This window comes from Rossellomorea aquimaris TF-12, assembly GCF_001648555.1.
GTDB classification, from domain to species: domain Bacteria; phylum Bacillota; class Bacilli; order Bacillales; family Bacillaceae_B; genus Rossellomorea; species Rossellomorea aquimaris.
Genome location: NZ_LQXM01000029.1, coordinates 500,368 through 512,677, shown reverse-complemented (window position 1 = coordinate 512,677; position 12,310 = coordinate 500,368). Strand labels below are relative to the sequence as shown.

The following is a 12,310-nucleotide window of genomic DNA, read 5'->3' as shown; positions in this document are numbered from 1 at the left end:
TTTTGATGTGGAATGGCTATGTCATCTAGTACACACTAGTTGACATAGCAAATGGAGAATTTTATGTTGTAAAAAAACAATTTTTACGAAAAGAGACTTTTTATAAGCAACAAAGTTTAAAAAAACAGGCGTAGAAAAAAACCGAATGAATGTTCGATTTTTATCTTGTTTTCTTGAATAAAAACGTTTATAGTATAGATAGGTTGGATTTGAGACAAACTTATAGGTTGTTTTCATTTAGTTAAGAAATTAAAGGAGGAAGATTTGTGAGCGATCGTAAAGCTGCCTTAGATATGGCGCTAAAACAAATAGAAAAACAGTTTGGTAAAGGTTCCATCATGAAGCTTGGAGAACAAACTGATAGAAAAATAGTAACATGTCCTAGTGGCTCATTAGCCTTGGACGCAGCTCTTGGAGTTGGCGGGTATCCACGTGGAAGAATCATTGAAGTATATGGTCCAGAATCTTCCGGTAAAACAACTGTAGCTCTTCATGCTATTGCAGAAGTTCAAGCTCAAGGTGGACAAGCGGCATTTATCGATGCTGAGCATGCTCTTGACCCTGAATATGCACAAAAGCTTGGAGTAAACATAGATGAATTATTGCTTTCTCAGCCTGATACAGGAGAACAAGCATTAGAGATTGCAGAAGCATTAGTACGAAGTGGTGCCGTAGATGCTATTGTTATTGACTCAGTTGCTGCTTTAGTACCTAAAGCAGAGATTGAGGGAGAGATGGGTGACGCTCATGTTGGTCTTCAAGCTCGTTTGATGTCACAAGCCCTGCGTAAGCTATCGGGTGCCATTAATAAATCTAAAACAATTGCGATTTTCATCAACCAAATTCGTGAAAAAGTCGGAGTAATGTTCGGAAATCCTGAAACAACTCCCGGCGGACGTGCGTTGAAATTCTATTCGTCTGTCCGTTTAGAAGTGCGTCGTGCAGAAACTCTTAAACAGGGTAACGAAATGGTTGGTAATAAGACCAAAATTAAAGTAGTAAAAAATAAAGTTGCTCCACCCTTCCGTGTAGCTGAAGTTGATATCATGTACGGAGAAGGGATATCCAAAGAAGGAGAAATTGTTGATCTTGGATCTGAATTGGATATCGTTCAAAAAAGCGGTGCTTGGTATTCTTACAATGATGAACGTCTTGGTCAAGGCCGTGAAAACGCTAAGATTTTCCTTAAGGAAAACCCTGAAATGCGAAGTGAGATTATGTTGAAGATTCGTGAGCATTACGGATTGGATACTGGTCGTGCAGAAACAGAAGATCAAGCTGAACTAGGTCTTTTAGAAGATTAAGAGTCCATAGAAGAGAAGCAAACCTGTTATCGTTTGCTTCTCTTTATTATGCATAAATGGGGTTTGTGTCTAAACTAGTCAGATCACCAATTACAAAAAAGGATTTAAAAACAACAATTTCTATATCGATTTTTGTCGAAAAGGAAGAAATCCTTTAGAAATCTAGTTCTACAAGGGTCAACCCCTTGACAATAAATTTTCAGAGATTTAAAATTAACATGTATATTTTACAAATTTTTCGAATGAATATTTGAAAGCCTAGCGCTGTATGTTGAGTTCATAGTGAGCAATGTACAAGCCGACATGTAAAAGACATGATGACAGTTCATAGCAAGAGGAGGTGAAATAATGCAACCTACTATTACAATCATCTCCATTTTGCTTGGCCTTATCGTCGGTGTAGTTGTTGGATACCTAATTCGTAAGTCCATTGCTGAAGCAAAGATTGCTGGTGCTAAAGGTTCAGCGGAGCATATTTTAGAAGATGCAAAGCGCGAGGCAGATGCTCTGAAGAAAGAAGCACTTTTAGAAGCAAAGGATGAAAATCATAAACTTCGCACAGAAATGGAAAATGAACTTCGTGAACGAAGAAATGAATTGCAAAAACAAGAAAATCGTTTAATGCAAAAAGAGGAAAACCTCGATCGAAAAGACGATACGCTTGATAAGCGTGAAGCTTTACTTGAAAGGAAAGAGGGAACTCTTAACGAAAGACAACAACATATTGAAGAGATGGAAAGCAAAGTGGACGAGATGGTACGATCACAGCAAACTGAGCTAGAGCGTATCTCGAGCTTAACTCGTGATGAAGCGAAAGGAATTATTCTTGAACGCGTTGAGAATGAGCTCTCCCATGATATAGCTATTATGGTTAGAGAACATGAAACACGTGCAAAAGAAGAATCAGATAAGAAAGCGAAAGAAGTCCTTTCACTAGCTATACAGCGTTGTGCAGCAGAACATGTTGCAGAAACAACAGTTAGTGTTGTGAACTTACCGAATGATGAGATGAAAGGTCGAATTATTGGGCGAGAAGGACGTAACATTCGTACGCTAGAAACATTAACAGGAATAGATCTAATTATTGATGATACTCCTGAAGCAGTTATTCTTTCTGGTTTTGATCCGATTCGTAGAGAAACGGCTCGAATTGCATTAGAGAAATTAGTACAGGATGGACGAATCCACCCTGCGCGAATTGAAGAGATGGTGGATAAATCTCGACGTGAAGTGGATGAATATATCCGTGAAATTGGTGAACAAACAACATTTGAAGTTGGCGTTCACGGACTTCACCCGGATTTAATTAAAATCTTAGGACGTTTAAAATATCGTACAAGTTACGGTCAAAACGTATTGAAACATTCAATGGAAGTGGCATACTTGTCAGGACTTCTTGCAGCCGAGCTTGGCGAAGACGAAAGACTGGCTAAACGTGCAGGCTTACTCCATGATATCGGAAAAGCGATTGATCATGAAGTAGAAGGAAGTCACGTGGAAATTGGTGTTGAATTAGCAACAAAGTATAAAGAGCATCCTGTTGTCATTAACAGTATTGCTTCTCACCATGGAGATACTGAACCAACGTCAATCATAGCTGTTCTTGTAGCAGCAGCAGATGCACTTTCAGCTGCTAGACCAGGAGCTAGAAGTGAGACGTTAGAAAACTATATTCGTCGACTTGAAAAGCTTGAAGAAATTTCTGAGTCTTATGAAGGCGTTGAAAAATCATTTGCTATTCAAGCAGGACGTGAAGTGCGCATTATGGTAAGGCCAGAAGCAATAGATGATTTAGAATCCCATCGTTTAGCGAGAGATATTCGTAAACGAATTGAAGATGAACTAGATTACCCTGGTCATATTAAAGTAACAGTTATCCGTGAAACACGAGCTGTTGAATACGCAAAATAAAAAGTTGACTCGAGAAGGATGCTTCCTTCCGGGTCAGCTTTTTTGTTATAGCTTATTTTTCATCTGGTGAATTATGATTGTTGTTTACTACCACTCTCTTCATCGTTGCTTCGATAACTAAAACAAGCTTTCGCCCCCAAAGAAAAAAGTAATTTTGGAACACCTGTGAATAGAAGAAAAGAGAAATGTGATACAATAACTACATAAATGATTGTCATCATCGAAATAAATACATATAGAGAAGGGAAATTTCATGAAAATTTTATTTGTCGGAGATGTAGTAGGCTCTTTAGGGCGCGAAATGATAACAGAGTATTTACCAAAATTAAAGAAAAAGCATGAGCCTGACTTTACAATAGTAAATGGTGAGAATGCTGCATCAGGAAGAGGAATTACTGAAAAAATATACAAGCAATTTATTCAAGAAGGAGCCAATATGGTGACGCTTGGTAATCATGCTTGGGATAATAAAGATATTTTTAACTTTATTGATACTTCAAAACAATTAGTTCGACCAGCTAATTTTCCAGAAGGCACTCCTGGTTCAGGCTTGGTGTTCGCAGAAGTATATGGTAAAGAAATTGCCGTCATTAATGCACAAGCCAGGACCTTTATGGCTCCATTAGACGATCCTTTTTACGTGATCGATGAGTTAGTTGATGAGGCTAAGAAAAGAACGTCGATTATCTTTGTTGACTTTCATGGTGAAGCTACAAGTGAAAAGCAAGCGATGGGTTGGTTTTTAGATGGACGTGTTTCGGCTGTAATCGGAACACATACTCATGTGCAGACCGCTGATAATCGAATACTACCCAACGGAACAGCTTTTATGTGTGACGTAGGGATGACGGGTCCATACGATGAAGTGTTAGGCATGAACAAAGATTCAGTACTTAAGAGATTCCAAACTAGTTTACCGGTAAGGTTTGAGGTACCCAAGTCAGGTCGGAAAATTCTAAGTGCCTGCCTAATCGATATCGACAACAAAACAGGAAAAGCGAAAAAAATCGAGCGAATTCTAATCAACGAAGACCATCCATTTATGGCTGAATATTAATTGTTCCTTCCTTTTTTCCTTATACGGGAATGAATTGTCCATTTCCTGAATATAGTATCAGTGGAATCATTTATACCAAGTTTGTTCTTTACCACGGACATACGGTATGGGGGAAATGACAAGGAGGAAAAGGAATGGAAATATTAAAAGTTTCAGCAAAATCTAATCCTAATTCTGTAGCTGGTGCACTCGCCGGTGTTCTTCGTGAGAGAGGAGGAGCTGAGATTCAAGCAATAGGTGCAGGAGCTTTAAATCAAGCTGTGAAAGCCGTTGCCATTGCAAGAGGGTTTGTTGCTCCTAGTGGTCTGGATTTAATTTGTATTCCGGCTTTCACAGATATACTGATTGATGGAGAAGAACGTACAGCGATAAAGCTAATAGTAGAACCAAGATAAAAGAATGCAGGCTGTTCATTAAGGATTAACCTTTAGTGGACAGCCTTTCTATTTTTCACTAGTATTACAGATAGAATATGTTGAAGGAGTGAAGTGAAATGATATTAGATGCTCATTGTGATGTATTATTAAAGCTTTACTTAGATCCAAAAGCACAAGCCTTTCAAACAAAGAGTGATTTACATATTACATATCCCCAACTAGAAAAAAACGGGAGTAAGTTGCAATTATTTGCTATTTACCTTCCTTCTTATTTAAAGCCTGGTGAACGTTTTCAAGCGGCACTTGAAATGGTGAACCTTTTTCACAATCAAATCCTAAAGCCAAATCCGAAACTTCAACTTGTTACATCTAAAGAAGAGGTTGATCTTTTGGAGGAAGATGAAATTGGAGCCATGCTAACTTTAGAAGGTGCAGAAGCAATCGAGGAGGATATGACAAAGCTTGAAATTTTATATCGATTAGGCGTTCGTTCAGTAGGATTAACCTGGAATTGGGCAAATGCAGTTGCTGATGGTGCTCTAGAACCTAGAGGCGCAGGACTAACAAATTTTGGTCATGAAGTCATCTCTTTTTTGAACAATAAAAAAATGTGGACAGATGTCTCACATTTATGCGAAAAGGCATTTTGGGATACGATTGATGTGGCTGATTATCCCATCGCTTCTCATTCCAATGCTTTTTCTATTTGTCCACATCCTCGTAATCTGAAAAATGAACAAATAGTGGCTCTTATAGAAAAAGATAGTGTTATGGGAATTACGTTTGTTCCTCCGTTTTTAAATAAAAAAGGGATTGCGGAAATTTCCGATATAATTAGACATATAGAGCATATCTGTAGCTTAGGAGGAGAAAATCACATAGGTTTCGGCTCGGATTTTGACGGAATAGATGACACAGTTCTGGGTCTATCTTCTTTCAGTCAGTACGAGAATCTAATAGATATTCTTCAACGATATTACAGTGAAAAACAAGTAGAGAAGTTTTTATATGAGAACTTTTTTAATCGGCTACCTAGTGCGATACAATAAAATGTATTTGATGACATCGTTTATACATAATCAAGGGTACCTATCATTTAATAATAGGCGATTAACTCACTAAGACAGTAGTGATTTATATAGAAAAGTGATAAACTGATAGAGTGAGTTTATTTGAATATAACAGTAAAAACAATGTATTATTAATAGTCTTTAGTTTCGTATAAGATACTGTTTAGTAAAATAGGGCGTGTAAGAAGGAGTGTCATAAATGAAAGAACAACTTTCTTGGAAAGTTGGTGGCCAACAAGGTGAAGGGATAGAGAGTACTGGTGAAATTTTCTCTATGGCTCTAAACCGCCTTGGATATTATCTATATGGCTACCGTCATTTCTCCTCTCGAATTAAGGGAGGACATACAAATAATAAAATCCGTGTGAGTACTTCCCAAGTACGAGCAATAGCAGATGATTTAGATATTTTAGTAGCTTTTGATCAAGAAACAATCGATGTGAATTATAAAGAACTTCATGGCAATGGAGTTATGATAGCAGATGCAAAGTTTAAGCCTGAAAAACCTGAAGAAACGAATGCATCCCTTTACATTATTCCTTTTACTGAGATTGCCTCAGAACTAGGGACGTCTCTCATGAAAAACATGGTGGCCGTCGGAGCTACTTGCGCTGTATTAAACTTAAATCCAAACGTTTTTAAAGAAGTAGTTGAAGAAATTTTTGGCCGTAAAGGCGACGCAGTGGTAGAGAAAAATATGGAAGCCATTAAGCAAGGATTCGAAGCTATGAAAGCTGAACTTGGTGAAAAGGTAGGTTCTCTACAATTAAAAGAAGCTGACGGAAATAAGCGTATGTTTATGATTGGTAATGATGCCATTGCTTTAGGAGCTCTTGCTGGTGGAGTCCGTTTAATGGCGGCTTATCCAATCACACCTGCTTCTGAAATCATGGAATACTTAATTAAGAAGCTACCAATGGTAGGAGGAACCGTTATTCAAACAGAGGATGAAATTGCCGCTGCAACAATGGCAATTGGAGCCAACTATGGTGGTATCCGTTCGTTTACTGCATCTGCCGGACCTGGCTTATCCTTAATGATGGAAGCCATAGGTTTATCAGGAATGACAGAACAACCTCTTGTGGTGGTAGATACTCAGCGTGGTGGTCCTTCAACAGGTTTACCCACGAAACAAGAACAATCTGATTTAATGGCAATGATTTATGGTACTCATGGTGAGATTCCAAAGATTGTTCTCGCTCCAAGTACAGTACAGGAAGCATTTTATGATACGGTTGAAGCATTTAATCTGGCTGAGGAATATCAGTGTCCTGTTATAATTCTTTCAGACCTTCAGCTTTCATTAGGTAAGCAAACGGTTGAACCCCTTGATTACAGTAAAGTGGAGATTCGTAGAGGAAAGCTTGTAGGAGACGCATCAAACCTGGAGGAACTTGAGCCTAAAAAGTATTTTAAACGTTATGAGGTAACAGAAGATGGTACTTCTCCACGTGTAATTCCAGGAATGAAAAATGGAATCCATCACGTTACAGGAGTAGAGCATGATGAAACAGGAAAACCATCAGAATCTCCAGTGAATAGACAAGCACAAATGGACAAGCGTATGCGGAAAATTGAAAAGATTCGTTTTAATCAACCCATTCATGTCCATGCACCTCATGAAGAGGCTGACTTATTATTGGTTGGATTTAATTCAACCCGTGGAGTAATAGAGGAAGCAATGAATCGATTAGAAGCCGATGGCATAAAAGTCAATCATGCTCATGTTCGGTTGGTTCATCCATTCCCAGCTGATGAACTACAACCATTAATGGAAAAAGCAAAGAAAGTAGTAGTGATTGAACATAATGCTACTGGACAATTGTCTAATATAATAAAAATGAATGTTGGGTATGGTAATAAGATAAAAAATCTTACAAAATATGATGGTACTCCATACTTACCACATGAAATTCATACGAAGTGTAAGGAGTTGATCTAATCCATGGCAACCTTTAAAGACTTTAGAAACAATGTTAAACCTAACTGGTGTCCAGGGTGTGGAGACTTCTCTGTACAGGCAGCTATTCAACGTGCAGCTGCCAATGTAGGTCTGGATCCTGAAAACTTAGCCGTTGTCTCGGGTATTGGTTGTTCAGGACGTATTTCCGGGTACATTAATTCATACGGCTTTCATGGTATCCATGGACGCTCTCTACCGATTGCTCAAGGGTTGAAGATGGCTAATAAAGATTTAACCGTTATTGCATCAGGTGGAGATGGAGATGGATTTGCCATTGGTCTCGGTCATACGATTCATGCCATTCGTCGTAATGTCGATGTGACATACATTGTAATGGATAACCAGATATATGGATTAACGAAAGGACAAACGTCTCCACGTTCTTCCACTGGCTTTAAAACAAAGTCCACACCTCAAGGTTCCATTGAACCAGCTTTGGCACCAATGGAAATGGCATTAACGGCAGGGGCAACGTTTGTAGCCCAAAGCTTTTCTTCAGATTTGAAAGAATTGACAGCATTAATTGAAGCTGGGCTTAATCATAAAGGATTTTCATTGATTAATGTATTTAGTCCATGTGTAACGTATAACAAAATAAATACGTATGATTGGTTTAAGGAGAATTTAACAAAGTTAAGTGAAATGGAAAATTATGATTCTTCCAATCGTGAACAAGCCATGAGTACCCTAATGGAGAACCAGGGCCTAGTAACAGGCTTAATCTATCAAAATAAAGAGCAGCCTTCTTATCAAGAGCTTGTCGCTGGATATTCTGAAGAGCCTCTTAGCACTCATGATTTAAAGCTGGATGAAGGTACATTTGATCAATTACTAAAAGAATTTATGTAATGAAACGAAGAAACAGAGGGAAGGGAATATCCTTTCCTCTGTTTCTTTTTTTGTTCAGTCGTATTCTATGCCTAATTTAATTTGGTCTCCTCTAATCTTTCTTTATCGGAAGAGGAATCTGTTTGAATTTTATCATTGGATAATACTATCTCTTTGATTGAGGCTAATTTGTCCGTTAAAGTGTTCTGGTGTTCATGAAGTTCTGAGAGTTCATTTAAGAAATATGAAAGCTTTTCTTCGACATGTTCAAATTTTGATGAAGTGGTTTCTACATACTCATTTATTTCATCACTTGCATTTTTTTGTTCCTTTGTTAGGGTATTTAATTTATGATTATGATCATTTGCCACTCGATCAATATCTGCAAACTGACCACTTAACCAAGCATCTTGCTCCTCTAATTGTCGTTTATAAGAGGAAATGATTTCAAGAAAGAATTCTTTTTTCATTTTTTCCGCTTGTATTAATTGTTTCTTCGCTTCATTAAATCGTTCAATAAGACTCTTTCTTTCTACTAATATTCCTTCAAGTTTTTCTGCTTTTATGAGTAAATCTCTGAAAATTTCTTTCTTCGTTTCTTCAGACTGATACAGTGTGTTTTTTAAATCCTTTACATTTTTTTGAAGGGTATTTACTTCAGCTTTGAGGGCAGATATAGTGAGTTGGTTTTTATGGTCTTGTTCGGAGAAGATATCATTCGTTTCAGCAAGATCTTTATTTTCTTTTTTTAATTTATTACATTCTTTCTTTAAAAGTCGAAGTTCTTTTTCAACTTGTTTTTTTTCGATCTTTACATTAGATAGTTCTTGAGCCACCTCATTTTTAGCCTGTTCAACCAGGTTGATTTGTTTTTGATGATCGTACATTTTTGAGGTGGCCAGCTTTAGTTCACCTTCCGCTTCCTCGTATTTTTCTCGGAATGTATTTCGATCTTTTATCAAATCTTCTTCAAGGGAATCTTGGATCTGAATGTGTTCGACCATTTGTTTTAATTCTGTAGAAGTTTGTAATAACTCATTTCTTAAGTACTCATTTTCTGCGAATAAGCTACTTCTTTTAAGCTTATGAATTCTCTTTTCATAGGTTTGGAGTTGAGATTTCATATAAATCAATTCCTGGTTATCTAAATGATATAATGGGCTCTTATTCTCTTCCATCGTTAAATCAATCTCCTTTGTGGGTCTTTTCCTTACTTCACGTTATTCACCTATTTAACACACCGTTACTTTCGCCTAAGCCCAATTGTGAAAAAAAGGATTTGGGAGTCTTCTTAATAAATTCGTCCATTTTTCAACACTTATGCGCCTCTATTGTATGTAAGCCCAAAAACCTTTATACTATAATAATGTGTAAGAATGTATTTTTGTTTTTATTATCAATTTTATAATAGAAGAAAACGATTGAAATATCGTATTGTTATAGAGTTAGAAAGGGGTTTTTTCATGAACGAAGAACAACGCAAACACGGACAACAATCAAAGTCAGCTACTCCATCGGACCAAAAATCCGAAAAGGATTACAGTAAATACTTCCAAAGCGTATATGTTCCACCATCCTTAAAGGATGCTAAGAAGCGCGGAAAAGAAGAAATAAGCTACCATAGTGACTTTACGATTGAAGATCAATATAGGGGCCTCGGGAACGGGAAAAAATTCTACATTCGTACGTATGGATGTCAAATGAATGAACATGACACTGAGGTTATGGCTGGAATTTTTATGGCTTTAGGCTATGAAGCAACAAATACGACAGAGGATGCAGATGTTATTCTGTTAAACACTTGTGCAATTCGTGAAAACGCAGAAAACAAAGTATTTGGTGAATTAGGTCATCTAAAGCATTTAAAACGAGAAAAGCCTGAGTTATTAATCGGTGTTTGTGGCTGTATGTCTCAAGAGGAATCTGTAGTAAATAAGATATTAAAAACATATCAACAGGTCGATATGATTTTTGGTACTCACAATATTCATCGCCTGCCAAAAATTCTTTCAGATGCGTATATGTCTAAGGCCATGGTGGTAGAGGTTTGGTCTAAAGAAGGTGATGTCATTGAGAACCTTCCAAAGGTCAGACGTGGTAATATTAAAGCATGGGTTAATATCATGTACGGATGTGATAAGTTCTGTACCTATTGTATTGTTCCATACACTCGAGGAAAAGAGCGTAGTCGCCGTCCAGAGGAAATTATTCAGGAAGTACGCCATTTAGCAGCGCAAGGTTATCAAGAAATTACACTCCTGGGTCAAAACGTAAATGCATATGGGAAAGATATCGAGGACTTGGAACAATATGGTCTTGGTGACTTGATGGATGAATTACGAAAAATTGATATCCCTCGAATTCGTTTTACAACAAGCCACCCAAGAGACTTCGATGATCATTTAATTGAAGTTCTGGCGAAAAAAGGGAACCTTGTAGAACATATACACTTACCGGTTCAATCGGGCTCAACAGATGTTTTAAAGATTATGGCTCGAAAATATAGTCGAGAACAATTCTTGGAATTGGTACGTAAAATTAAGTTAGCGATGCCTGATGTATCCCTTACAACAGATATTATTGTTGGGTACCCAAACGAAACGAACGAGCAATTTGAAGAGACGCTTTCTCTATACAGAGAAGTCGGGTTTGAATCAGCATACACTTATATTTACTCTCCAAGAGAAGGTACACCAGCTGCGAAAATGAATGACAATGTACCGATGGAAGTGAAAAAAGAACGTCTTCAACGCTTAAATGCCCTTGTTAAAGAATTTTCTGCAGAAGCCATGAAAAAATATCAAGGTCAAGTCGTTGAGGTTCTTGTAGATGGAGAAAGCAAGAAGAACCCTGATGTTTTAGCAGGTTATACGCGACGAAGTAAGCTTGTAAACTTCAAAGCTCCAAATTCTATGATTGGGAAGATTGTAAAAGTAAAAATTATTGAAGCAAAATCATGGTCTTTAGATGGAGAGTTTATTGAAGAAGGCAGTATTGGAACAGAATTTCAAGAACCAGTAGAGGTGAATTAATATGGCTAAATATACTAAAGATGACATTATGAAACGAGCAGAAGAACTTGCAACAATGATTGCTGAAACAGAAGAAGTGGATTTCTTTAAGCGAGCAGAAGCACAAATTCATGAAAACCAAAAAGTTCGTGAAATGATTGCAAGTATTAAGAGCTTGCAAAAACAAGCTGTTAACTTTCAACATTATGGGAAAATTGAAGCTTTAAAAATGGTTGAAGAGAAAATAGAGAATCTTGAAAAAGAAATCGATGCAATTCCTGTTGTTCAACAATTTAAGGAATCTCAAACTGACGTGAATGACTTATTGCAAATTGTTGCATCTGTCATTTCAAACAATGTTACAGATCATATTATTGAAACCACTGGAGGAGATTTACTCCGTGGTGAAACAGGATCACAAGTAGAAAACTCTACACCTGGAAGCTGTTCATAATAGATAGTTGCGTATGTAGCAGCACATATTTAATGAACAAAACCTATTATAATGAATGAAAAAAGCGATCGCTATTTAAAGGGACTTCCCTTTCAAATAGTGATCGCTTTTTATGTTTTGTTTGTTCTTTAATAACCATATCAAGCCTGCTTTTCGTTTTTCTCTCAAAAGTAGAAAAGTCAGGATGATGACCTCTAGATTGGGTAACATCTCTTCGGGTATTTCTTAAGTGATGTTCTCGTCTTTTTTTTGCTCTGCTTTTAGCCACTGCCAATTCACTCCTCTAATTAAGTAAACGTAGACCTCTTTTACATCTACATCACCTAGGTTATCAC

Annotated in this window: 11 protein-coding genes; 9 read left to right on the top strand and 2 right to left on the bottom strand. The window is 37.2% G+C overall.

The genetic code is table 11. The features are described 5' to 3' along the window. The first annotated feature begins 266 nt into the window (after positions 1-266). From recA to IQI_RS16070, 7 genes are all read left to right on the top strand, one after another. Positions 267-1,304: a recombinase RecA gene (gene recA / locus IQI_RS16100; RefSeq protein ID WP_064093642.1), complete on the top strand. Its 1,038-nt coding sequence runs from the start codon at positions 267-269 to the stop codon at positions 1,302-1,304. Between the two features lie 348 nt (positions 1,305-1,652). Beyond that, entirely contained in the window at positions 1,653-3,215 is a 1,563-nt protein-coding gene (rny, locus tag IQI_RS16095; RefSeq protein ID WP_064093641.1) for a ribonuclease Y, read from the top strand. Between the two features lie 253 nt (positions 3,216-3,468). Beyond that, complete coding sequence (locus IQI_RS16090; protein WP_064093640.1) at positions 3,469-4,272, top strand: TIGR00282 family metallophosphoesterase; 804 nt, start codon at positions 3,469-3,471, stop codon at positions 4,270-4,272. A 134-nt stretch (positions 4,273-4,406) separates the two neighbouring features. Continuing rightward, positions 4,407-4,667, top strand: a complete 261-nt coding sequence (gene spoVS, locus IQI_RS16085; RefSeq protein WP_034760060.1) for a stage V sporulation protein SpoVS — start codon at positions 4,407-4,409, stop codon at positions 4,665-4,667. Between the two features lie 98 nt (positions 4,668-4,765). After that, positions 4,766-5,698: a dipeptidase gene (locus tag IQI_RS16080; RefSeq protein ID WP_064093639.1), complete on the top strand. Its 933-nt coding sequence runs from the start codon at positions 4,766-4,768 to the stop codon at positions 5,696-5,698. A 220-nt stretch (positions 5,699-5,918) separates the two neighbouring features. Continuing rightward, entirely contained in the window at positions 5,919-7,661 is a 1,743-nt protein-coding gene (locus IQI_RS16075) for a 2-oxoacid:acceptor oxidoreductase subunit alpha (protein WP_064093638.1), read from the top strand. 3 nt (positions 7,662-7,664) lie between these two features. After that, positions 7,665-8,531 carry a 2-oxoacid:ferredoxin oxidoreductase subunit beta gene (locus IQI_RS16070; RefSeq protein ID WP_064093637.1) on the top strand — a complete coding sequence of 289 codons (867 nt, stop codon included), beginning with the start codon at positions 7,665-7,667 and terminating at the stop codon, positions 8,529-8,531. Positions 8,532-8,602: 71 nt separating this feature from the next. Here the strand turns inward: IQI_RS16070 and IQI_RS16065 are convergent, their stop codons facing one another. Beyond that, positions 8,603-9,688, bottom strand: coding sequence for a coiled-coil domain-containing protein (locus IQI_RS16065; RefSeq protein ID WP_064093636.1), 1,086 nt, complete (start codon positions 9,686-9,688; stop codon positions 8,603-8,605). Between the two features lie 285 nt (positions 9,689-9,973). Between IQI_RS16065 and miaB the strand changes: the two genes are divergently transcribed. Next, a complete protein-coding gene (gene miaB / locus IQI_RS16060) occupies positions 9,974-11,542 on the top strand; it encodes a tRNA (N6-isopentenyl adenosine(37)-C2)-methylthiotransferase MiaB (RefSeq protein WP_064093635.1) in 1,569 nt (522 codons plus the stop codon). Position 11,543: 1 nt separating this feature from the next. After that, complete coding sequence (locus tag IQI_RS16055) at positions 11,544-11,975, top strand: RicAFT regulatory complex protein RicA family protein (protein WP_064093634.1); 432 nt, start codon at positions 11,544-11,546, stop codon at positions 11,973-11,975. Positions 11,976-12,021: 46 nt separating this feature from the next. Here IQI_RS16055 and IQI_RS16050 read toward each other — a convergent pair whose 3' ends face one another. Continuing rightward, positions 12,022-12,243 carry a hypothetical protein gene (locus IQI_RS16050; RefSeq protein WP_064093633.1) on the bottom strand — a complete coding sequence of 74 codons (222 nt, stop codon included), beginning with the start codon at positions 12,241-12,243 and terminating at the stop codon, positions 12,022-12,024. Between the last annotated feature and the right edge of the window lie 67 nt (positions 12,244-12,310).

Excerpts from the sequence above, each read along its gene's own strand:
- rny (WP_064093641.1), top strand. The coding sequence starts at position 1,653 with ATGCAACCTACTATTACAATCATCTCCATTTTGCTTGGCCTTATCGTC.
- IQI_RS16090 (WP_064093640.1), top strand. The coding sequence starts at position 3,469 with ATGAAAATTTTATTTGTCGGAGATGTAGTAGGCTCTTTAGGGCGCGAA.
- spoVS (WP_034760060.1), top strand. The coding sequence starts at position 4,407 with ATGGAAATATTAAAAGTTTCAGCAAAATCTAATCCTAATTCTGTAGCT.
- IQI_RS16080 (WP_064093639.1), top strand. The coding sequence starts at position 4,766 with ATGATATTAGATGCTCATTGTGATGTATTATTAAAGCTTTACTTAGAT.
- IQI_RS16075 (WP_064093638.1), top strand. The coding sequence starts at position 5,919 with ATGAAAGAACAACTTTCTTGGAAAGTTGGTGGCCAACAAGGTGAAGGG.
- IQI_RS16070 (WP_064093637.1), top strand. The coding sequence starts at position 7,665 with ATGGCAACCTTTAAAGACTTTAGAAACAATGTTAAACCTAACTGGTGT.
- IQI_RS16065 (WP_064093636.1), bottom strand. The coding sequence starts at position 9,688 with ATGGAAGAGAATAAGAGCCCATTATATCATTTAGATAACCAGGAATTG.
- miaB (WP_064093635.1), top strand. The coding sequence starts at position 9,974 with ATGAACGAAGAACAACGCAAACACGGACAACAATCAAAGTCAGCTACT.
- IQI_RS16055 (WP_064093634.1), top strand. The coding sequence starts at position 11,544 with ATGGCTAAATATACTAAAGATGACATTATGAAACGAGCAGAAGAACTT.